The 22147-nt window shown below is 62.3% G+C and carries 22 protein-coding genes; 11 read left to right on the forward strand and 11 right to left on the reverse strand.

Annotated elements, in window-relative coordinates; translation table 11 throughout:
* Nucleotides 1-386 precede the first annotated feature (386 nt).
* Nucleotides 387-1787, forward strand: a complete 1401-nt coding sequence (gene trmFO, locus V6766_RS15035; RefSeq protein WP_448467762.1) for a methylenetetrahydrofolate--tRNA-(uracil(54)-C(5))-methyltransferase (FADH(2)-oxidizing) TrmFO — start codon at nucleotides 387-389, stop codon at nucleotides 1785-1787.
* A gap of 18 nt (nucleotides 1788-1805) precedes the next feature.
* Here the strand turns inward: trmFO and V6766_RS15040 are convergent, their stop codons facing one another.
* The 5 genes from V6766_RS15040 to yajC all read right to left on the reverse strand — a co-directional run bounded on the left by V6766_RS15040 (nucleotide 1806) and on the right by yajC (nucleotide 6662).
* The gene (locus V6766_RS15040; protein WP_448467764.1) at nucleotides 1806-2228 is read right to left on the reverse strand and encodes a hypothetical protein; all 423 of its coding nucleotides are present in this window, start codon (nucleotides 2226-2228) and stop codon (nucleotides 1806-1808) included.
* Between the two features lie 119 nt (nucleotides 2229-2347).
* On the reverse strand, nucleotides 2348-3199 hold the full coding sequence (locus V6766_RS15045) for a phytoene/squalene synthase family protein (protein WP_448467766.1): 852 nt from the start codon (nucleotides 3197-3199) through the stop codon (nucleotides 2348-2350).
* A 36-nt stretch (nucleotides 3200-3235) separates the two neighbouring features.
* Nucleotides 3236-3622, reverse strand: coding sequence for an Mth938-like domain-containing protein (locus V6766_RS15050; protein WP_018066955.1), 387 nt, complete (start codon nucleotides 3620-3622; stop codon nucleotides 3236-3238).
* A gap of 4 nt (nucleotides 3623-3626) precedes the next feature.
* Nucleotides 3627-6182 (reverse strand): protein translocase subunit SecDF, encoded by a 2556-nt coding sequence (gene secDF / locus V6766_RS15055; RefSeq protein WP_448428341.1) that lies wholly within the window; start codon nucleotides 6180-6182, stop codon nucleotides 3627-3629.
* A gap of 135 nt (nucleotides 6183-6317) precedes the next feature.
* Entirely contained in the window at nucleotides 6318-6662 is a 345-nt protein-coding gene (gene yajC, locus V6766_RS15060) for a preprotein translocase subunit YajC (RefSeq protein WP_448428339.1), read from the reverse strand.
* 232 nt (nucleotides 6663-6894) lie between these two features.
* Here yajC and V6766_RS15065 point away from each other — a divergent pair, with 232 nt between their 5' ends.
* Entirely contained in the window at nucleotides 6895-7764 is an 870-nt protein-coding gene (locus V6766_RS15065; RefSeq protein WP_448467768.1) for an ATP-binding protein, read from the forward strand.
* A 263-nt stretch (nucleotides 7765-8027) separates the two neighbouring features.
* On the opposite strand, the gene ettA is transcribed toward V6766_RS15065, so the two are convergent.
* The gene (gene ettA / locus V6766_RS15070) at nucleotides 8028-9677 is read right to left on the reverse strand and encodes an energy-dependent translational throttle protein EttA (RefSeq protein WP_448467770.1); all 1650 of its coding nucleotides are present in this window, start codon (nucleotides 9675-9677) and stop codon (nucleotides 8028-8030) included.
* Nucleotides 9678-9856: 179 nt separating this feature from the next.
* Between ettA and V6766_RS15075 the strand changes: the two genes are divergently transcribed.
* A complete protein-coding gene (locus V6766_RS15075; protein ID WP_448467772.1) occupies nucleotides 9857-10183 on the forward strand; it encodes a BON domain-containing protein in 327 nt (108 codons plus the stop codon).
* A 4-nt stretch (nucleotides 10184-10187) separates the two neighbouring features.
* On the opposite strand, the gene V6766_RS15080 is transcribed toward V6766_RS15075, so the two are convergent.
* The 4 genes from V6766_RS15080 to V6766_RS15095 all read right to left on the reverse strand — a co-directional run bounded on the left by V6766_RS15080 (nucleotide 10188) and on the right by V6766_RS15095 (nucleotide 12690).
* Entirely contained in the window at nucleotides 10188-10904 is a 717-nt protein-coding gene (locus V6766_RS15080) for a ribonuclease T2 family protein (RefSeq protein ID WP_448467774.1), read from the reverse strand.
* A 124-nt stretch (nucleotides 10905-11028) separates the two neighbouring features.
* Nucleotides 11029-11373 carry a RidA family protein gene (locus V6766_RS15085; protein WP_448467776.1) on the reverse strand — a complete coding sequence of 115 codons (345 nt, stop codon included), beginning with the start codon at nucleotides 11371-11373 and terminating at the stop codon, nucleotides 11029-11031.
* Between the two features lie 67 nt (nucleotides 11374-11440).
* Nucleotides 11441-11779 (reverse strand): TIGR01244 family sulfur transferase, encoded by a 339-nt coding sequence (locus V6766_RS15090; RefSeq protein WP_018066946.1) that lies wholly within the window; start codon nucleotides 11777-11779, stop codon nucleotides 11441-11443.
* A 74-nt stretch (nucleotides 11780-11853) separates the two neighbouring features.
* Nucleotides 11854-12690, reverse strand: coding sequence for a DUF4432 family protein (locus V6766_RS15095; protein ID WP_448467778.1), 837 nt, complete (start codon nucleotides 12688-12690; stop codon nucleotides 11854-11856).
* A 151-nt stretch (nucleotides 12691-12841) separates the two neighbouring features.
* On the opposite strand from V6766_RS15095, the gene V6766_RS15100 reads away from it, so the two are divergent.
* The 6 genes from V6766_RS15100 (at nucleotide 12842) to V6766_RS15125 (ending at nucleotide 18992) form a co-directional block, all read left to right on the forward strand.
* A complete protein-coding gene (locus V6766_RS15100; protein WP_448467780.1) occupies nucleotides 12842-14176 on the forward strand; it encodes a L,D-transpeptidase in 1335 nt (444 codons plus the stop codon).
* An 84-nt stretch (nucleotides 14177-14260) separates the two neighbouring features.
* The gene (locus V6766_RS15105; RefSeq protein ID WP_448467782.1) at nucleotides 14261-15685 is read left to right on the forward strand and encodes a cryptochrome/photolyase family protein; all 1425 of its coding nucleotides are present in this window, start codon (nucleotides 14261-14263) and stop codon (nucleotides 15683-15685) included.
* A 95-nt stretch (nucleotides 15686-15780) separates the two neighbouring features.
* The gene (locus V6766_RS15110; RefSeq protein WP_448467784.1) at nucleotides 15781-16812 is read left to right on the forward strand and encodes a cysteine synthase A; all 1032 of its coding nucleotides are present in this window, start codon (nucleotides 15781-15783) and stop codon (nucleotides 16810-16812) included.
* 10 nt (nucleotides 16813-16822) lie between these two features.
* Nucleotides 16823-17545, forward strand: a complete 723-nt coding sequence (locus V6766_RS15115; protein WP_448467786.1) for an alanyl-tRNA editing protein — start codon at nucleotides 16823-16825, stop codon at nucleotides 17543-17545.
* A 38-nt stretch (nucleotides 17546-17583) separates the two neighbouring features.
* Nucleotides 17584-18423 carry a 3-mercaptopyruvate sulfurtransferase gene (gene sseA / locus V6766_RS15120; protein WP_448467788.1) on the forward strand — a complete coding sequence of 280 codons (840 nt, stop codon included), beginning with the start codon at nucleotides 17584-17586 and terminating at the stop codon, nucleotides 18421-18423.
* A 5-nt stretch (nucleotides 18424-18428) separates the two neighbouring features.
* Nucleotides 18429-18992 carry a GNAT family N-acetyltransferase gene (locus V6766_RS15125; RefSeq protein ID WP_448467790.1) on the forward strand — a complete coding sequence of 188 codons (564 nt, stop codon included), beginning with the start codon at nucleotides 18429-18431 and terminating at the stop codon, nucleotides 18990-18992.
* A gap of 302 nt (nucleotides 18993-19294) precedes the next feature.
* On the opposite strand, the gene V6766_RS15130 is transcribed toward V6766_RS15125, so the two are convergent.
* The gene (locus V6766_RS15130) at nucleotides 19295-19918 is read right to left on the reverse strand and encodes a PadR family transcriptional regulator (protein WP_448467792.1); all 624 of its coding nucleotides are present in this window, start codon (nucleotides 19916-19918) and stop codon (nucleotides 19295-19297) included.
* A 235-nt stretch (nucleotides 19919-20153) separates the two neighbouring features.
* On the opposite strand from V6766_RS15130, the gene V6766_RS15135 reads away from it, so the two are divergent.
* Nucleotides 20154-21089 carry a glutaminase gene (locus V6766_RS15135; protein ID WP_448467794.1) on the forward strand — a complete coding sequence of 312 codons (936 nt, stop codon included), beginning with the start codon at nucleotides 20154-20156 and terminating at the stop codon, nucleotides 21087-21089.
* Nucleotides 21090-21142: 53 nt separating this feature from the next.
* Nucleotides 21143-21985, forward strand: coding sequence for a tRNA 2-thiocytidine(32) synthetase TtcA (gene ttcA / locus V6766_RS15140; protein ID WP_448467796.1), 843 nt, complete (start codon nucleotides 21143-21145; stop codon nucleotides 21983-21985).
* Nucleotides 21986-22147: the final 162 nt, after the last annotated feature.

A 22147-nucleotide genomic window follows, 5' to 3' on the forward strand; every position in this document is an offset into this window, starting at 1 on the left:
GGAAGGTCATTCTGAACCGCTATCGGTATCCCGCAACCCCGCCGCCCGCGACATGATATAAGTCAAGTTTTTGTCGCACTGCGGCAAAGCTTTTTAAATCGGATAGCCCGTCAGGTTTGACGCAGCCTTGCGCCGGCAGCCGAAATCCGTCGGGCATTGCTTCCCTTCCAATAGTTTGACAATTGCAAAGCGCCTTTCAACAGCCTACCTCATAAAAGATGTCGCGTGTTTGACGGGGGACAAGAATTTTCCGCCCGGCGCTTCCCGCGATTTCTGCCCGCCGGACCTCGACGGCGACGGCGGCATCTGGCATGTGCAAGGGCATTCGAAGCCGCGCCACGGCGCGCGCCCTGACGGCCCGAAATAGCAAAACGATTGAGGCACAGATGTCCGAGCACAAACCCATTCATGTCATCGGCGGCGGCCTTGCCGGTTCCGAAGCCGCCTGGCAGATCGCCAATGCCGGCATCCCGGTCATCCTGCACGAAATGCGCGGCGTGCGCGAGACCGCCGCCCACAAGACCGACGGGCTTGCCGAACTGGTCTGCTCCAATTCCTTCCGCTCCGACGACGCCACCAGCAATGCCGTGGGCGTGATCCATGCGGAAATGCGCCTTGCCGGATCGCTGGTCATGGCCTCGGCGGATACCCACCAGGTGCCGGCCGGCGGCGCGCTGGCGGTCGATCGCGACGGCTTTTCCGCCGCCGTGACCGCGATGCTGACCGACCATCCGCTGGTCACCATCGTGCGCGAGGAAGTCGCGGCGCTGCCGCCGGAGGAATGGGACCAGGCGATTATTGCGACGGGACCGCTGACCGCGCCGGCGCTCGCGGAAGCCATTCAGGAGAGAACCGGCAGCGAGGCGCTTGCCTTCTTCGACGCGATTGCCCCGATCGTCTATCGCGACACAATCGACATGGACATCTGCTGGTTCCAGTCGCGCTACGACAAGGTCGGGCCCGGCGGCACGGGCAAGGACTACATCAACTGCCCGATGGATGAGGCTCAGTACAACGCCTTCATCGATGCGTTGATCGCAGGCGACAAGACCGATTTCCGCGAATGGGAGGGCACGCCCTATTTCGACGGCTGCCTGCCGATCGAGGTGATGGCCGAGCGCGGCCGTGAGACCCTGCGTCACGGCCCCATGAAGCCGATGGGCCTCACCAATGCGCACAATCCTGAGGTCAAGCCCTACGCCGTCGTCCAGCTTCGCCAGGACAATGCGCTCGGCACGCTCTACAACATGGTCGGCTTCCAGACCAAGCTGCGGTACGGCGCGCAAAAGGACGTGCTGCAGATGATCCCCGGCCTTGCCGAGGCCGAATTCGCCCGGCTCGGCGGTCTCCACCGCAACACCTATCTGAATTCGCCGGTGCTGCTCGACGGCACGCTGGTGCTGAAGGGCCGGCCGGGTCTGCGTTTCGCCGGCCAGATCACCGGCTGCGAGGGCTATGTGGAAAGCGCCGGCATCGGCCTGCTCGCCGGCCGTTTCGCCGCTGCCGAACGGCTTGGCAAATCGCCGGTCGCTCCGCCGCCAGAAACGGCGCTTGGCGCGCTGCTCGGCCATGTCACCGGCGGGCATCTTGCCCATCAGGAGGAAGGCGGCAAGCGCTCGTTCCAGCCGATGAACGTCAATTTCGGCCTGTTTCCGGAACTCGAACCCGGCGCGCTGATCGATCCCGAGACCGGCAAGAAGCCGCGCGGCAAGGCGAAATCCAGCGTCAAGAAGCAGCTCATGGCAACGCGCGCGCTCACGGCGTGCAAGGTGTGGCTTGAGAGCTGAGAGGCAGCCCGCCGGGTCTCAGCGGGCGTTGAGCATCCATGTGGAAACGTCGGCGGCATCCTGTTCGGTCTGGAACAGGTAATTGCCGCTGAAGAAATCCGCCTCGGGATAATCCACCTGAAGGCCATTCGCCTCCGGCAGCGCCCGAAGCCGGTAGTCGCTCTGCACCACGATGATGGCCTGACCCTTGCCGCGCCGCGAGCGGTATATGCCGACCTTGCCATCGGCGAGCCGGAGGAAGAAGGTTTCCATCTCCTTGTCGCCGATCACGGTCGCCACCTTTTCATCGGGATAGCTGCGCCTGAATTCGCTCGCCGCCCACTTATAGGTCTCGTCGACCGAAACATCCGAGGCGGCGGGCTGGCTCTTGGGACGGAGCAGGAAATAATAGGCTGCGACGACGGCTGCAATGGCGATTGCGACCCATATCCAAGTTTCCATGCGCCCACTTCCTCTGCTGCTGCATCACGCGCGCCCTGCCCTCCGGACGGAAGTGCTGAATGGTTGAAAGCCTGTGCCCGAAACCGGCAGGAGAACCCAAGGTCGACGCGTTATATAAATCAAAACTTACGAAACAGCAAAGAGCGCATCATCGCGAACTGTCTCTTCCACTGTGGCGGCTGGATTGAGTTATCGAGCACATTTTCACCCAAACGCTCGGCCTTTACAAGAATGTTCTTGCAGCTCGCTATGGGCAGATAGGCGGGCGCGATTTCCCTGGCAACCGGGCCCTCCGCCTCGAATTTCTCCAGATGGGACCGCCCGAACCCGGCAAACGCGCGGATCGCGTTGCCCACCCGGTCGCGATCGCTGGCGATCAGGAATGATTCGCGGTCGAGCCCGGTCGCCGACAGGATTTCGGTCGGAATAAAGACCTGGCCGTTGGCGCGATGGCGGCTCATCAGGAGCAGCGAACCCGCCACCGCCTGCGCCACGCCGGCATGGCCGGCGGCGGTGGACGAAGCGGCGGCCTTCTCGCTGTCGAGCACCAGGCTTGCAAGCTGGATCAGGGCTGAGGCGGTTTCGCCGGCATAGCCCTCGAAATCGGAAAGACTGCCCATCGGATCGTCATAGAGATCGAATATCCGCGCCTCGCTCATGCCGATCAGCGGGGCGGCCGGCAGGCGGTATGCCTCAAGCGTCTGTAGCAGCCGGGCAGCAAGTGGGTTGCGCTGGCTCTCGCCATGGCCGCTGCCTTCCAGCAGGTCGCGCCAGTATTGCAGGCGCACCTCGCCCGGCAGCGGCTCGCTGATCCGCTCGCGCACCCGCGCCAGTTCGGCATTGAACAGATAGAGCGCCGTCAGCGCTGACCGGTGTTCGGCAGGCGAAAGCAGCACCGCGAGATAGCGATCGCGATCGGCCTCGCGAAGCTCGGCGAGCAGCGGATCCGGCCCTTGTTTTGCTTCGGCCAATGGTTTCTCCGGTATCAGGGGTGCCGCCGCTTGAAACTATACCGCGATCAGCGCCGCGGCCACCGCGCGGGATTCTTCCAGCAGGATGTTGTAGGTGCGCACCGCCGCACCCGTATTCATCGGATCGGCGACGATGCCGCGTTCCTTGAGCGCCTCCTTCAACGGGCGCGGCAGCAGCGACAGATCAAGCCCCGTGCCGACCAGCAGAACCTCGATGCCGTCCGCTTCGGCCAGCACCCGCTCGAACGTCTCCACCGCCATCTCCTGCGGTGACGTCACATCCCAGCCGTGAATGCCGGATGGCAGGCACAGCAGCGAGCCGCGATGCGACATGTCGGCAAAGCGAAACCCGCCATTGCCGTAGGTGTCGATCGGCGCGCGACCGGGAAAATGCGCCTCGCGTATTTCGATGCCGCGCGCCATATCGTCAGATCGTCTCCACCGTGCCCTGCTCCTCGGGCGCGCCCTCGTCCTTCTTGTTGAAGGTGTCGGGGCGCAGCTTGAAGGCAATCAGCACGGGGGCCGCGATATAGATCGAGGAGAAGGTGCCGATCGCCACGCCAAACAGCATCGCGAAGGTGAAGGAGCGGATCACCTCGCCGCCGAAGACGTAGAGGGCAGCCAGCGCCAGCATCGTCGTCACGGCGGTCAGGATGGTGCGCGACAGCGTGTGGTTGATCGAGATATCGATCAGTTCCGGCAGCGGCATCTTCTGATAGCGCCTCAGATTTTCGCGGACGCGGTCATAGACCACCACCGTATCGTTCAGCGAATAGCCGACGATGGTCAGCACCGCCGCGATACTGGTGAGGTTGAACTCGACCCCCGTCAGCACGAATACGCCGATGGTCAGTATCACGTCATGCGCTGTCGCGATGATCGCGCCGACGGCGAACTGCCACTCGAAGCGGAACCAGATATACATCAGGATCGCGATCAGCGAGGCGAGCACGCCGATGGTTGCCGAACGGCTCAGTTCACCTGAAACGACAGGACCGACCACCTCGACGCGCGAGAAGGTGTAGTCGCTTTCCAGCGCGGAGCGGATCTTCGTGATCGCACTCTGCTCGGCATTCGCGCCGCCATCCTGCGCCGGAATGCGGATCAGCACGTCCTTGTCGGAGCCGAAGCCCTGCGCCTGAACCGCGCCGATGTTCAGCTCGTTCAGCGTGGTGCGAATTTCGGAGAGATTCGCGGGCCCGGACTTCGCTTCAACCTGGACCACCGAACCGCCGGTGAAGTCGATGCCGAGATTCATACCCTTGGTGCCGAAGCCGACGACCGAGGCGATGACCAGCACCACGGAAATGATGAAGGTGACCCGGCGGAAGTTCATGAACGAGAAATTGATGCCGTCGAACATGCCGGTGCGGATGCCCTTCGGCAGTTCCTTCGGGCGCTTGCGGCGAACCCATTCGGCAATCATCCAGCGCGTCAGATAGAAGGCGCTGAAGATCGTGGTGATGATGCCGATCGCCAGCGTCACCGCGAAGCCGCGCACCGGACCCGAGCCGAGGAAGAACAGGATGACGGCGGCAATCAGCGTCGTCAGGTTGGCGTCGATGATGGTGCCGAAGGCGCGCGAGAAGCCGGCATCCACCGCCTGCACGATGCTGCGGCCATTGCGGCGCTCCTCTCGAATGCGCTCATAGATCAGCACGTTGGAGTCCACCGCCATGCCGATCGTCAGCACGATGCCGGCAATGCCCGGCAGGGTCAGCGTTGCCCCGATGACGCTCAGGAGCGCCAACAGCAACACGATGTTGAAGAACAGGGCGATGTTCGCGACAAGACCGAACATCCCATAGAAGGCGACCATGAAGACGACCACGGCGGCAGCGCCGATGACCGATGCCATGACGCCGGCGCGGATCGAATCGGCGCCGAGGCTCGGCCCGACCGTGCGTTCTTCAACCACCGTCAGCGTTGCCGGCAACGCACCGGCGCGCAGCAGCACGGCAAGGTCGTTCGCGCCCTGAACCGTGAAATTGCCCGAAATCTGGCCCGACCCGCCAAGGATCGGCTCATTGATCACCGGCGCGGAAACGATCTGGTCGTCGAGCACGATCGCGAAGGGGCGGCCGACATTCTGCTGGGTCGCCTGAGCGAAGCGCTGGGCGCCGCGCGAATCGAAGCGGAAATTGACCACCGGCTCATTCGTGCGCTGGTCGAAGGCGGCCTTGGCGTCGACCAAGTCCTCGCCAGAGATCAGCGCGCGCTTCTCGATCACGTAGGGGACCGGCGGATCGTCCATCGAGTAGAGCACTTCGGTGCCCGCCGGCGGCCGGCCCTCGATCGCGTCCTGCGCCGAGGTCGTGGTGTCGACCATGTGGAAGGTCAGTTTCGCGGTCTTGTTCAAGAGCGCCTTCAGGCGCTGCGGATCGTCAAGGCCGGGCACCTGCACGATGATGCGGTCGTCGCCCTGGCGCTGGATCAGCGGCTCGGTGGTGCCGAGTTCGTCAACGCGGCGACGGATCACCTCGATCGACTGCTCGACGGCCGAGCGCATGCGGTAATCGATACCCTGTTCGGTCAGCGTCAGGCGGATGAGGCCGTTGCCGTCATCATCCATCGTGACTTCCTGGAAGGTGCCGCCGTTGAGCGTGCCGGCATTGACATATTCGGCAAGCGGCTCGAGCGCGGTTTCGGCTTCCACATACTGCGCCGGATCGGTGATCCGCACCTGGGCGCTGTCGCCCGTGCCGGAAAGGCCGGTATAGCGCACCTGTGCCTCGCGCAGATCGGCGCGCACATCGTCCACCAACGTGTTCAGTCGGTCGGTGACGATATCATCCCGATCGACCTGCAGCATGATGTAGGAGCCGCCCTGAAGGTCGAGGCCGAGCGTGATCTTGCTGTCCGGCATCCATCCCGGGAGCTTCGACAGTTGCTGGTCGCTGAAGATATTCGGCAAAGCGATGACGATGCCCACCGCAACGACTAGCCAGATGAAGAAGGTCTTCCAACGGGAAAAATACAGCATGAAGGTCTCGGTTCGTCGGTTTCACGAAGCAGGCGGCAACCCGGAAGGTCCCGCCTCTGTTTCGGCGCTCGGGCCGAAGGCATGCAATAGAATTACGGCCGAACCGGGCTTTTTCACGGTTCGGCCGTAATGAAATCAGGACTTGGCGTCTTCGGTCTTCACCGGCTCGCCCTTGACGCGCACGTCGGAGACGTAGGCGCGCATGATGCGGATGCGCACGCCGTCGGCGATCTCCACTTCAAGCTCGTTGTCGTCGATGACCTTGACCACCTTGCCGACAATGCCGCCGCCGGTGACGACCTGATCGCCGCGGCGGATGGCGGCCAGCGTTTCCTGGCGCTTTTTGGCCTGGCGGCGCTGCGGCCGGATCAGCAGGAAATACCAGATCGCCATCAGCGGCACGAACAGGAAGATCATTTCCATGCCGGAACCGAACGGACCCGCGGCGCCTGCCGCCTGGGCGTAAGCCGTGCTAAACATCGTGTTCAAAACTCCTCAAACCAGAACCAGGGCCACGCCCGGCGTCAAGACGGGGCCCACCCCCGCAAACGTGTCGCCGGTATATAGTCGGAGCGCCGTTCAATGCAACAATAGCCTATGAAACACCGATGCTTTTTGCGCTTTAGTGGCCATTTTGCCCAGGAATCGACCTTGCATCGGCCCCCGAAACCGGAAATCTGGGCGGCAATGACGGATAGCATAGGAGAACAACGTGAACACCGAGACGACAGACAGGCTCCTTGCAGAGGTAACGCGGATCGCCAATGCGCTGGAGCGCCTGTCCGGCCCGCAGCCGCGCGAAAACGATCTCGACGCCGCCGATTGCTTCGTCTGGAAGCCGGAACAGCTTTACCTCGCGCCGGTCGGGCGCCCCAGCCGCGTCGATCTGTCGCTGATCCGCGGCGTCGATCATGTCCGCGACATCCTGTTTGAAAACACGCTGCGCTTCGCCGAGGGCTTTCCGGCCAACAACGCGCTCTTGTGGGGGGCGCGCGGCATGGGCAAATCCTCGCTGGTGAAGGCTGTTCACGCCGCCATCGTCGCCGAGCACAAACTGCCGCTCAAGCTGGTGGAGCTCTACCGCGAGGATGTCGGCACGCTCGGCGACCTGCTCGAGATCATCAAGGGGTCGTCCCACCGCTTCCTGCTGTTTTCCGACGACCTCTCCTTCGATCACGATGACGCGGCCTATAAATCGCTGAAGGCGGCGCTCGATGGCGGGGTCGAGGGGCGGCCGGAAAACGTGCTGCTCTACGCCACCTCCAACCGCCGCCATTTGATGCCGCGCGACATGATCGAAAACGAGCGCTCGACCGCGATCAACCCGTCAGAGGCGATCGAGGAAAAGGTTTCGTTGTCGGATCGCTTCGGCCTCTGGCTCGGCTTCCACAAATGCTCGCAGGACGATTATCTGGCAATGATCGACGGCTACGCCGCCCATTTCGGCCTCGAAGGCACCCCCGAAACCCTCCACGCCGAGGCGCTGACCTGGGCCACCACCCGCGGCGGCCGCTCCGGCCGCGTGGCGTGGCAATTCGTGCAGGATATCGCGGGACGGCAGCGGAAGCGGCTGGAGATGTGAGCGGATTGGCTGCGAGGACCGCTTGCTCGTACGAGCAGGCGTGTTGTCTGAAGCAGAGCGGCTTACTCCCCATACTCTCTCCCGCTGGCGGGAGAGATGCCCCGACAGGGGCAGTGAGGGTGGCGCGGCATTTCAAGCCGTGAGGGTGTTCGCGGGGATATGCTCCCCCCTCACTGTCGCTTTCGCGACATCTCTCCCCTCCGGGGCGAGAAGACTTGGGGGCTTTGCGGCAACGAACGTCAATGCCGCAAAGCCGTTGATAACTACCGCGTCAGCCGCTTATACGTCACCCGTTTCGGATTGACGCTTTCCGGCCCCAGCCTTCTGATCTTGTCGGCCTCGTAGTCTTCGAAGTTGCCCTCGAACCATTCCACGTGGCTGTCGCCCTCGAAGGCGAGGATGTGGGTGGCGAGGCGGTCGAGGAACATGCGGTCATGGCTGATGACGACGGCGCAGCCGGCGAAGTTTTCCAGCGCGTCTTCCAGCGCGCCCAGCGTCTCGGTGTCGAGGTCATTGGTCGGTTCGTCGAGGAGGAGGACGTTGGAGCCGGACTTCAGCATCTTGGCGAGATGGACGCGGTTGCGCTGGCCGCCGGAGAGGTTTCCGACCTTCTGCTGCTGGTCGCCGCCCTTGAAGTTGAAGGCGCCGCAATAGGCGCGCGAGTTCATCTCGAATTTGCCGAGCTTGATGATGTCGCTGCCACCGGAAATCTCTTCCCAGACATTCTTGCTGCCATCAAGCGAATCGCGGCTCTGGTCGACATAGCCGAGATCGACGGTCTCGCCGATGCGGATATCGCCGGTATCGGGCTTTTCCTGGCCGGTGATCAGCTTGAACAGCGTCGATTTACCGGCACCGTTCGGGCCGATGACGCCGACAATGCCGCCGGGCGGCAGCTTGAACGACAGGTCCTCGAACAGCACGCGGCCATCATAGGCCTTCGACAGGTTCTCGGCCTCGATCACGACATTGCCGAGACGCTCGCCGACCGGAATGATGATCTGCGCATCGCCGGGACGACGGTTTTCGGCGGACGCCACCAGTTCGTCATAGGCGCGGATACGGGCCTTCGACTTGGCCTGACGGGCCTTGGGGCTGGACGCAATCCATTCCTGCTCGCGCGACAGCGCCTTCTGGCGGCTGCCCTCTTCGCGGGCCTCCTGCGCCAGACGCTTGGCCTTGGCTTGCAGATAGGCCGAGTAGTTGCCCTCATAGGGAATGCCGCGGCCGCGGTCGAGCTCGAGGATCCAGCCGGTGACGTTATCGAGGAAGTAGCGGTCATGGGTGACCATCAGGATCGCGCCGGGATATTCGCGCAGGTGCTTTTCAAGCCAGGCGATGGTCTCGGCGTCGAGATGGTTGGTCGGCTCGTCGAGGAGCAGCAGGTCGGGCTGGCGCAGCAGAAGCTGGCAGAGCGCGACGCGGCGCTTTTCACCGCCGGAGAGGTTTTCGACATTGGCGTCGCCGGGCGGGCAGCGCAGCGCGTCCATTGCCATCTCGACCTGGTTTTCCAGATCCCAGAGGTTCTGCGCGTCGATCTCGTCCTGAAGGCGCGCGCCCTCGTCCGCGGTCTCGTCGGAATAGTTCATCATCAGTTCGTTGTAGCGGTCGACGATCGCCTTCTTGTGGGCCACGCCTTCCATCACGTTTTCGAACACGGTCTTTGTCGGATCGAGCTGCGGCTCCTGCGGCAGGTAGCCGAGCGTCGCGCCTTCGGCGAGCCAGGCTTCGCCCGTCCATTCCTTGTCGAGACCGGCCATGATCTTCAAGACGGTCGACTTACCCGCGCCGTTCGGGCCGAGAATGCCGATCTTGGCGTCCGGATAGAACGACAGATGGATGTCTTCGAGTATTTTCTTGGCGCCATAGGCCTTCTTGAGCCCGGCCATGTGGTAGATGAACTGTCGTGCCATATCTTTCCTGCTTCCCGTCAATTGGATGCTTGGGCCGCTATGTATGCGAAACCGGCTTCGGAAACAATGCGCCTTCCGGAATTGCCGCCGCCGTCACAAAGACGTCATGAAATGAACAATCGTCCGCGTCAGACGTTTAAGGCTTGAGAATTGAAACGGCATTTGGGAAGGAAGCGACAATGGTACTGAAAAAAGCGGCTTTCTACGGCGATCCGGTTGAAGACACCGAGGAATGGAATCCCGACGCCCGCAGGGAGGATGAGATAGCCAGCGAACTGGCCTCCTCCGGCCTGCTCGATGCCACGGAAGTCCACGTCACCGTCAAGGGCGAAGAGGCCCGGCTGACCGGCGAGGTCTATATGCGCGAGGAAATCGCGGTCGCCGGCAATATCGCGCTCTCAGTCGAGGGCATCAAGCGGGTGCGCAACGCCATCCGCCCGAAACAACGCCATCTGCGCAGCACCGACAAGGAAGACGATGCGCGCGCCCAGCAGCGCACGCTCTGACGAATTATTGCAGTCCGGCGGGGTCGACGATCCCGCTGTCGCAACCGATCGCGGTCCTTCCGGCGCCCTGTATTAGGTCTTCCAGAGATGTCCCCGGCGCATATTTGTCGGAAAGGCCGATCGTAATCTCGTCGATCAACTGACGATCTCCATCGGCAACGCAGCTGATCTTGATGCGATTCTTCGCGCCACGCCCGAATGCGCTGTCAAAGGCCTTGGCAATCTCGTCGGCGGAGAGTTCCGTGCCGATATTCGCCTGAAACAGCTTGGCGACCTCCGAACCATTCAATTGCTCAAGCAGATCGACGGACGTCTGGAAGTAGTTTTCCGGCGTGAATCTGGTGCAGGTGCCATGCTTCACCCATTCGTGGCGCTGGAGATCGGATTGCGTCCCCGGCATTACCTTCGCCAACGATTTACGCAGACCATCACTCAGCGTGAGCGCCGGCAAAGCATTCCAGTTGCCGTTTTCATCAGTCGCGCGAACGTCTGCGGCAACGCCGCAATAGTTTTCGCCGAGCGGCCAGAGCCCGTGCAGCGAGAAATGGCCGGCATCATAGCGGCTTTCCCTCTGGCTCTTGCATTCGGGCCTGTCCTGATGGCCTTCGCAGAAGGCCGGCTGCCAGCTGACGGCCAGGATCGCCGCGGTTCCGCGCGCCATCGTCGGCGTCGTCGCAGCCGCCACGATCGTTATTGCGATTAATGCTGCCCTGATTTTCATGTCCCCCGACCTCCCAAGGTTGGAACCGTCGCAGAATAGCCGACTGCTGAACAGTTTTAATACAAGTCACAGAAAAATGGCCTGGATGCATCCCAGGCCATGCCGGCGGCAACGGCGCTGCGGATCAGTCGAGCGCGGCGACCACGGTGAACTCGACGAGGATATGCGGCGCGGCCAGTTCGGCCTGGCTGGTGGCGCGCGCCGGGGTGTTTGCCGGATCGACCCAGTCTTTCCACACGGCGTTCATCTCGGCAAAATGCCCCATATCCTTAAGGTAAATCAGGGTCTGCAGGATCTTCGACTTGTCGGTCCCGGCCTCGGCCAGAAGCGCGTCGACCTTGGCGAGGCATTCCTTCGCCTGCGTCGTTACATCGGGGCCTTCGCCGGTCTGGCCGGAAAGATAGACCGTGTTGCCGTGGACAACCGCGCCGGACATCAGGGGGCCGGGCTTTATACGTTTAACCGTCATCGCATTCACTTTCTTTTGCATGCAGAAATAAAAGGCGGCCCGACGGGACCGCCCTGATTATCGAAACTCAGCCGCGAAGGCGCTTGGCTTCCTCATAGATCCGGGTCGAGCGCGCGCCCGAGCGGCAATAGGCCAGCACCGGCTTTTCCATGTCGTCCAGCGCGTCGACCATGCCGGTCACGGCCTCGGGCGTCAGCCCCATGCCGCCGACGGGCACATGGGCGAAATAAAGACCGGCATCCTCGGCGGCCTGCTTGATCTCGGCAAATGTCGGCTGGCCCGGCTCCTCGCCGTCCGGCCGGTTGCAGACGATGGACTTGAACCCGGCCGCCTTGATCTCGGCGATCTGGTCCGGCGTGATCTGCGGGCTGACGGCATAAAACTCATCGATCGGGCGGATATTCATGACGGTATCCCTGTTGCGTTGCTACGCAGAAACTAAGAAGATTTTGACGATTTGCAAGTCGGCGGAGGGTCTGGTTATTCGAAACGGATGCGGAGGGCAAACCGCTTCGAGCCGCCCGGCTCAACCGGCTCCAGCTCGCCGGCTTCGGCAAGTTTGCGCCGCGAGGTCCAGCGGTGGGAAACCGGCTCGATGCCGAGAATATGCGCCGGCGCCTCCTGATTGCGCCAGACCTGCAGATAGGGCAGCGTCGCCGTGTCGACGGAAAGCACGAAGGAGCGCCCGCCAAGCGCCGCGATCGGGCCAAGCCGCGTTGTCGACCAGCCATCTTCGCCGCTTTCCGCCGGCACGCAGAAGATGCCGTGATCGCCCTCGCCGAACCGCCAGGGCAGCGCGCCCTCGGGCAGCGAGGTGCTTTCAAGCCGCACCCCGTCATCGAAATGCTTCGCGCCGAAATTGATATGATACATCATCATGATCGGCAGCGGCCGGTCGGAGCGGTTGATCACGGTATCGGTAAGGCTCAGTTCGCCGGTCGCGGCCTCCAGCGTCCAGCGGCGCTCGATCAGCATCTCGCCGCCATTGGCGGTCTTCACCGGGATCGCGGCAACGCATTCCGCGCCGCCCGCTCCTGTCTCCAGCGATTTGACCACCGCCGCATTGGCGGAGGCGGAGCCGTGCAGCGGATAGAACCGCCCTTCCTCGCCCTCCACCGGTTCGGGATGACGGATATGCTCGGGCCCGCAGGTGAACAGAAAGCCTTCCAGCGAGTGGTCGATGCGCGGATCGCCATCATCCGGGATTGCCCGTTTCGGCGCGATGTCGACGCCCGCAACAACGCAGCCTCCGATATCGAGAACCGATGTCGGATCGAGTTGAAAAGCCGGGCCGTCGGGAATGCTGAAATCGATCATGATGCGTCCGTCATAAAACCAAATTTAACCACGTTTGCAAGATAATGAAACCTGCCGGTTCAGCCGACGTTCATCCTTCAGGGCTTTGAATCCATCCCAAAACGAATCCGGCAAGGATTTTGCCGATTATAACGCTCACACGGTCGAAGACATGCGAAAAGCGAGATTGTACACCATTCCCTTCTGTCTGGCGCTGGCGGCGGCATCCGCCGTTACGCCGGCCCAGGCGCACGAGCCGCTCTACAGGGATGGCCGGCAGATTCTGCTGATCGCGCCCGATGGCGCAATGCTCGACTATGTGCCGGAAGCCGGCAGCGTGGTCTTGAGCCGCGACGCCAATGGCCGCCAGATCCTGCTCGACGCTTATGGGAACCTTGTGGCGACGGAATTCTATGCCGACGAATACCGCCGGGAAAATGCCGGCTACGATACCCAGCAGGGCTTCGACCAGGGCTGGCAGCGCGGCGGCAATTGGGGCGAGCGACCGTTCGGCACGAATGGTCGCGCCCGCTGGAGCCGCGATTTCGGCGACCAGAGCGCCTACCCTCCGCCGCCCGCCAATGATTTCCCTTCGGCGCCGCAAACCGTGACGCCCGATCGCCCGGACACCAGCCCCCCGGTTGCCAGGACGTCGTCGAAGCCGGATATGAACGTCGTCGCGACCCAGGTGTTTCTCGATCGCAAGGGCTTTTCGCCGGGCGTGATCGACGGGCTGATGGGCGACAATGTCAGGAAGGCGCTGGACGCCTATGCCGAAGCCATCGGCGAGCGGCTCGATCCCGTCGCCGACAGCGAAAAGATCATGCAGGCGCTGTCGCTGGACGGCGGACTGCCGTTTACCACTTATACCATCACCGCGACGGATGCCGCCGGCCCCTATGTCGCGGCCATTCCGTCCGACTACGCCGAAAAGGCGGAACTGCCGGAGATGTCCTATACATCGGTCTCTGAAATGCTGGCCGAGAAATTCCACATGGACGAGGGTTTTCTGAAGAAGATGAACCCGGATGCCGATTTCTCGCGGCCCGGCACCACGATCAAGGTCACGAGCGTCGGCAAGCCGGACAAGACCAAGGTCACGAAAATCCTCGCCGACAAGGCCCTGAAGCAGCTCCGCGCCTATGACGCCGAGGGCGTGCTGGTCGCCGCCTATCCGGCCACGATCGGTTCGGCGGACACCCCCTCGCCTTCCGGCACGGTGTCGGTGGACCGGATCGCGATCGATCCGAACTACACCTATAACCCTCACAAGAACTTCAAGCAGGGCGACAACAACCAGGTGCTGACGATCAACCCCGGCCCCAACGGGCCCGTCGGCAATGTCTGGATCGCGCTGTCTAAGCCGAGCTATGGCATTCACGGCACGCCGGACCCCAGCAAGATCGGCAAGACCTCGAGCCATGGCTGCGTGCGGCTGACCAACTGGGATGCGAACGAACTCGCACACATGGTATCACCGGGCACAACGGTCGAGTTCATCGACTGAGCCCGTAGCGCTTTGCATGACGGCCTTTGCCATCCGCAGTCAGCGCCCTACATCATCCGCGGAACAAACGGATGACGAGGGACAATGGCGAAACCGGCAATCTATTGGATCCGCAACGATCTGCGCCTTTCAGACAACCGCGCGCTTGCCGCCGCCTTGGAAGATGGCCGGCCGGTGGTGCCGGTCTATATCCGCGAGGATAACGGCAACGGCCCGCTTGGCGCGGCGCAGGCCTGGTGGCTGGAGCGCTCGCTGGAGAAACTGTCGGGGTGCTATGACGATCTCGGCGCGCCGCTGATTTTGAGAAGCGGCGAGCCGCTGAAGGTGTTGCGCGCGCTGATCGAGGAGACCGGCGCCGAGGCCGTGTTCTGGAACCGGCGCTACAGCACCGGAGGTATCCGCGCCGACAAGGCGATAAAAAAGGCGCTGGACGATGACGGGATCACGGTCAAAAGCTTTGCCGGCCAGATCCTGCACGAGCCTTCGAATTTCAAGACCAAGTCGGGCGGTCCCTACAAGGTCTATACCCCGTTCTGGAAGGCGTTTTCGGCGGATCAGCATGTGCCCGACCCGGTCGATGCCCCGAAAAGCCTTGAGGGCATATCGAAAAAAATCAAATCCGAGAAACTGAAGGACTGGAAGCTCTACGAGGCCAAGCCTGACTGGGCGGCAGGTTTTTCCGAGATTTGGGAGCCGGGCGAGGAAGGCGCGATCGAGCGCCTCGACCATTTCATTGACGATGTCGTGCAGGATTACGCCGAGAAGCGCGACCGGCCGGACCGCCAGGCGACCTCGATGCTCTCCCCGCATCTGGCGCTCGGCGAGATTTCGCCGGCGACGATCTGGCACCGCGTCAATGCCGCAAAATCGATATCCGCGGAAAACAGGAAGAAATTCCTACAGGAGCTCGTCTGGCGCGATTTCTGCCATCACCTCCTGTTTCACGCACCCGATCTTGCAGAGAAGAACTGGAATGAACGCTTCGATGACTTCGCCTGGAAGGATGACGAGGATGCGTTTGTTGCCTGGACCAAAGGCCAGACCGGTTATCCGATCGTCGATGCCGGCATGCGTCAGCTCTGGAAGGAAGGATACATGCATAACCGCGTGCGCATGATCGCGGCGTCCTTCCTGATCAAGGACCTGATGATCGACTGGCGGCGCGGCGAGAAATGGTTTCGGGATACGCTTGTGGATGCCGATCCCGCCTCCAACGCTGCGAACTGGCAATGGGTTGCGGGCTCGGGAGCGGACGCGGCCCCGTTCTTCCGGATCTTCAACCCCACCCTCCAAGGCGAAAAGTTCGATCCGGCCGGCGATTATGTCCGCGCCTATGTGCCTGAACTGAAGGATATGCCGAAGAAACACATTCATGCCCCGTTCGACGCGCCTGACGATGTGCTGAAGGGCGCAGGCGTAACACTTGGCGAGACCTACCCCAAGCCGCTGGTCGACCACAAGGCCGCGCGCAAACGCGCACTTTCCGCCTTCGAAGCGATCAAGGATTGAAACGGCTTTGCGCCAATCCCCCTCTTCGCGAAAATGAAATCCTTGGCAAATGGCCACCCCGGCGGCACAAGTACGAAAAAATCGAAAGCGAGATCATGACCACGCATTCCTCCGTCATCGACCTGATCGGCAACACGCCGCTGGTGAAGCTTCGCGCCGCCTCGGAGGCGACGGGCTGCACGATCCTCGGTAAGGCCGAGTTCCTGAACCCCGGCCAGTCTGTCAAAGACCGCGCGGCACTCTACATCATCCGCGATGCCGAGAAGCGCGGCCTGCTGAAGCCCGGCGGCACGATCGTGGAAGGCACCGCCGGCAATACCGGCATCGGCCTCACCATGGTCGCCAACGCGCTCGGCTACAAGACCGTGATCGTGATCCCCGAGACCCAGGCTGAGGAGAAGAAGGACGCGCTGCGGCTTCTCGGCGCGGAACTTGTGGAAGTTCCGGCCAAGCCCTACCGCGACCCCAACAACTACGTGAAGCTTTCCGGCCGGCTTGCCGAACAGCTCGCAAGGGAAAACCCGAACGGCGCGATCTGGGCCAACCAGTTCGACAATGTCGCCAACCGCAACGCCCATATCGAGACCACGGCCCAGGAAATCTGGCGCGACACCGACGGCAAGGTTGACGGCTTCATCTGCGCGGTCGGCTCCGGCGGCACGCTTGCCGGCACCGCGATGGGTCTCAAGGCAAAGAACAAGGATATCAAGATCGGCATCGCCGACCCGGAAGGGGCCGCACTTTACGAATTCTATGCCCATGGCGAGCTGAAGAGCGAGGGCGGCTCGATCACCGAGGGCATCGGTCAGGGCCGCATCACCGCCAATCTGGAAGGCTTTACGCCGGATTTTGCCTACCGCGTTTCCGACAGCGAGGCGTTGCCGTTGATATTCGATCTGGTGACGGATGAGGGCTTGTGCCTCGGCGGCTCATCGGGCATCAATATAGCGGGCGCCATTCGCCTGGCGCGCGAGCTCGGCCCCGGCCACACCATCGTCACCATATTGTGCGACTATGGCAACCGGTATCAGTCGAAGCTTTTCAACCCGGAATTCCTGAAGGATAAAGGGCTGCCGCTGCCGCAATGGCTGACCCGGAAAACGGAGATTGCCGCTCCGTTTGAATAGAAAGTAACCCATGCCTGTTGATGCTCTCTACCGCAACGATTTCACCCTGACGAGTTGCGATGCGGTGGTCACGACAGTGCATGAGGACGGCACGTTCGAGACCGACCGCACCTGTTTTTACGCAACCTCCGGCGGCCAGCCGGGGGATACCGGCGTCGCCCGGCGCGCCGACGGCTCGGCAATCGCGCTTGCCGTCACCCGTCACGGCGAGACCAAGGACATCATCCTGCATGTACCAGCCGAGGGCGAGGCGACTCCCGCCGTCGGCGAAAGCCTCCGCATCGAAATCGACTGGCCGCGGCGGCTGAAGCTGATGCGCATGCACACCGCCTGCCACCTGCTTTCCGTCGTCTGTCCCTATCCGATCACCGGCGCTGCCGTTGGCGAGGACGAATCGCGCGTCGATTTCGACATGTCCGAGACGATCGACAAGGACGCCGTCACCGCGGCAATGATGAAGCTGGTCGCGGAAGACCACCCGGTCTATGTCCAGTGGATCACGGATGAGGATCTGGCCGCCAATCCCGACATCGTGAAATCGAAGAATGTCCGCCCGCCGATGGGTATGGGCCGGATCTCGCTGATCGCGATCGGCGCTGATGCCAGCGTGGACAGCCAGCCCTGCGGCGGCACCCATGTGCGCTCCACCGGCGAGGTCGGCGGCGTCCATATCGGCAAGATCGAAAAGAAGGGCCGCGAGAACCGCCGTTTTCGGATACGGTTTGATGCTTAGGCCGTCGCATAGAATCATCGCATGAGGAGTGTCGCCAGATGAATTTTATCGTTTCGCCGGAATGGGTCGAGGAAAGGCTGGGCAAGCCCGGTTTTTCCGTCATCGACGCCTCCTGGTACCTGCCGGCCCACAACCGCGATCCGAAGGCCGAATACCTGGCCGGCCACCTGCCGGGCGCGGTGTTTTTCGATCACGATGCGATTGCCGATACCTCCTCCGGCCTGCCGCACACCCTGCCTGCGCCGGACGTCTTTGCGGCCGAGATGGAAGCGCTCGGCGTCGGCAGCGATCACACCATCGTGGTCTATGACGGACCGGGCTATCTGGCGGCCCCGCGCCTGTGGTGGATGCTGCGGATGATGGGGGCGAGCGACGTCTACGTTCTCGATGGCGGTCTCGACGGCTGGCGCAGCGAGGGTCGCATCCAGGAAGCCGGCGCCCCCTCGCCCGCGCCGGCCAAGTTCACGCTCGACGCCAGGCCACAGCGCGTGACCTCGTTTGCGGACATGCGCGAAATCGTCGCCTCCGGAAGCCGGCAGATCGCCGACGCGCGCAGCGCCGCCCGGTTCGAGGCGGCGGAGCCGGAACCGCGCGCGGGCATGCGATCCGGCCATATGCCGGGCGCGAAAAGCCTGCCATCATCTTCCTTCGCGAAAAACGGCCGGTTCAAGTCGCCCGAAGAGCTTTACGCGATGTTTGAAGAGGCCGGCATCGACCTTTCGAAACCGGTGGTCACCACCTGCGGCTCCGGCGTCACCGCCGCCATCATCACGCTCGCGCTCGAAACGCTCGACCACACGGACAATACGCTTTATGACGGCTCGTGGTCGGAATGGGGCAGCCGCGATGATACGCCCGTCGCGACCGGAAAGGCCTGAGCGCGATGACGAAAAAGACGACAGCACTGATCCCGGTTCACGTCACCCGGCTTGAGATGACCGTTGCGCCGAAGGCCCATATGCTGGCGCCATCGAACCTTCATATCGCGCTGATGCGGGTGCCGGAAATCCCGCTTGCCTATTACCGCTTCCTTTACCGCCAGGTCGGCACCCGCTGGGAATGGGTCGACCGGGTGCGCATGAGCGACGAGGATCTGGCCGCTACCATCCACAATGACCGCACCACCGTGACCGTCTTCTATTTGGAGGGCGCGCCGGCCGGCTTTTACGAATACCATCGCGAGGACGACACCGTTACGCGACTTGTGCATTTCGGCCTGTTCGAACGGGCACTCGGCTTCGGCGTCGGCAAGTGGTTCCTGCTTCAGGCCCTGAAGGCAATCTGGGCCGACCAGCCGGAAAAGGTGATCACCGAGACCAACAATCTCGATCACCCGCGCGCGCTTCAGCTCTACCAGCAATTCGGCTTCTCGCCGGTCTCCACCTATGAAAGCGAAATCGCGCCGCTGTCGGATGCCGAGCTTCTGGAATTGGCGCGGCGGTTTTAGAATTCGCCACTTGAGGCAATAACCCGGCGAGAGCGCCGGGTTCGTACTACTGACAAAGCATCAAGCTCTGACCATCGTGTGTCGTCGGCCCTTGGTTCTTGGGTCATGCTCGGACTTGATCCGAGCATCCAGGCGGTTTAAGTCACTGAATTTGCAGGAGTTTATAACGAGACTTTGCCGGGCGGCCTGGATCCTCGGGTCGAGCCCGAGGATGACCCGGAATGTGGGAGCAGTTTCTCAGCAAACTGAACCCGACGAGAGCGCCGGGTTATATCTTTCGTTATATCGAAATTCCGCGAAGACTATTCGTAGCGCGCCGTGAACTCCAGGAGGGAGCGGACGATCTCGCTGGTTGCGGCGGGGTCATCATCCAGCTTTCGGGCGATCACCTCGCGCAGGTTCAGCATCGCGACATCGACGCTTCGCGGCAGTTCGGGGCCGACTTCGGCCTTGTGCCGCTCTTTCTGCCGCTTCATCTTGTCGCCGATCGCCGACAGCGCCTTCAACGCCATGGACGCCTCGAACATGTTTTCGGCGAGATAGGCGCTGCCCTCCTCCGTGATCGCATAGCGCTTCTTGTTTCCGTCCTCGGTGGCCGCCACATAGCCGCCTTCCTCAAGGAAAGAGAGTGTCGGATAGATCACGCCGGGGCTCGGCGCATAGAAACCGCCGCTCATTTCCTCGATGGCCTTGATGATTTCGTAGCCATGGCGGGGCTCCTCGCCGATCAGGTGGAGAACGAGAAGGCGGATCTGCCCCTGCCCGAGAAAGCGGCCCGGTCTGCCGGGACCGTCGCCGTCGCCGAAACCGAACGGCCCACCAAAGCCGCCGCGGCCGAAACCGCCGCCGCCGCGCGCCATCATCATATATTCGCGAAACCCTGCGCGGGGATCGTGCGACCGATGTTCTTCAAATTGTCTCATCATGAGCGCTCCTATTATTTACGATATATCTAATGATATAATTTCTGGAGGAAATTGCAAGATACGATATATCGGAAATTCATTTGAGCCCGAGCGGCTTCTCATCCAGCGGTGAATTCCACTACACTACGGGGAAAATCGGCGTTTACCGCGGACGCCGATTTCTCTATGCAGCGGTCCTGCCGCCCTAGCGCGAGGATCGGATGGCGTCATCGATCATGAAATGCTCTGAAGGGAGATGACCGACATGAACCTGCAGACCATTGCTGACGATATCGTGCGCGAGCTCCAGCCGCGCGCCGGCGAAGGCCAGGTGGCGGATTACATTCCCGAACTCGCTAAGGTCGACCCCAATCAGTTCGGCATTGCCATCACCACCGTCGACGGCAAGACCTACCTTGCGGGCGACGCCGAGACGCAGTTTTCGATCCAGAGCATTTCCAAGGTGTTCATGCTGACGCTGGCGCTCGGCAAGATAGGCGAGGCAATCTGGAAGCGGGTCGGGCGCGAGCCCTCGGGCTCCGCATTCAATTCCATTGTCCAGCTTGAGCACGAGCACGGCATTCCGCGCAATCCGTTCATCAATGCCGGCGCGATCGTGGTCACCGATATCGTGCTCGCCGGCCACGCCCCGCGAGAGGCGATCGGCGAATTCCTGCGCTTCATGCATTTCATCGCCAATGACGAGACGCTTTCGATCGACGAGAAGGTCGCGCAATCGGAACAGCGCACGGGTTATCGCAATTTCGCGCTCGCCAATTTCATGCGCGGCTTCAAGAATATCCACCACCCGGTCGATCACGTGCTCGGCGTCTACTTCCATCAATGTGCGCTGATGATGAACTGCGCACAGCTTGCCCATGCCGGGCTTTACCTTGCCAATCACGGCACCAATCCGCTGACGGGCTTTTCCGTGGTCTCGCCGCGAAGGGCGCGCCGCATCAACGCGCTGATGCTGACATGCGGCCATTATGACGGCTCCGGCGATTTCGCCTTCCGGGTCGGCCTGCCCGGCAAGTCCGGCGTCGGCGGCGGCATTCTGGCGGTCGCGCCCGGCAAGGCCTCGATGGCGGTGTGGTCGCCGGGGCTGGATGCCACCGGCAACCCCGCGCTCGGTTCCGTCGCGCTGGAAATGCTGGCCGCGCGCACCGGCTGGTCGGTTTTTGCGGGTTGATCCTTTCGGCGTAAACAGGCATTCCCATGGCAAACCAAGCGCCCGGAGCGACGATGAACGAACTGGCCGACGACACCCTGCCCGATGCCTTCCAGGCATTGTTTGCCGATGCGCCCTCCTCCGTCGGCTTTTCCAAGCTGCGCAAGCGGCTACTTCGGCAGGTGCGCCAGGCGATTGCCGATTTCGACATGCTGAAGGACCAGAAGCGCTGGCTGGTGGCGTTGTCTGGCGGCAAGGACAGCTACGGCCTGCTCGCCGTTCTGCTGGAGCTGAAATGGCGCGGCCTGCTGCCGGTCGACATCATCGCCTGCAATCTCGATCAGGGCCAGCCGAATTTTCCCAAGCACGTCCTGCCGGATTACCTCACGAAGATCGGCGTTCCGCACCGGATCGAATATCGCGACACCTATTCGATCGTGACCGAGAAGCTTGCGCCCGGCTCAACCTATTGCGCGCTCTGTTCGCGACTGAGGCGCGGCAATCTCTACCGCATCGCGCGCGAGGAAGGCTGCGATGCACTGGTGCTCGGCCACCATCGCGAGGATATTCTCGAAACCTTCTTCATGAACCTGTTCCACGGCGGCAAACTCGCCACCATGCCGGCGAAACTCCTGAACGACGAGGGCGACCTGATGGTGCTGCGCCCGCTCGCCTACGCCGCCGAGGACGATCTCGCCCGGTTTGCCGAAGCCATGCGGTTTCCGATTATCCCCTGCGATCTCTGCGGCTCGCAGGACGGACTGGAGCGGAATGCCATGAAAGAGATGCTGGCCGACATGGAAGCGCGCATGCCCGGCCGCAAGGACGTGATGCTGCGGGCGCTTTCAAGCGTCAATCCCTCGCATCTGCTCGATCCGTCGCTGTTCGATTTCTCCGCGCTGACCGCCAAACGCTAACCCGGCGTTTTCGCGTCTACGCTTTGTGACAGAACGGCAAAACTTTTCGGCCGCCCGGCGAAAAGCGCCGGATTTGCGCCGCCACGTCTTGCCGTTTGCCCGTCGCGGTGCCACAAAAGGCCAACCCCGGTTTGCCGCGCACTCCCCGGCGCAGTTGAAGGC

The organism is Martelella sp. AMO21009 (assembly GCF_053484295.1).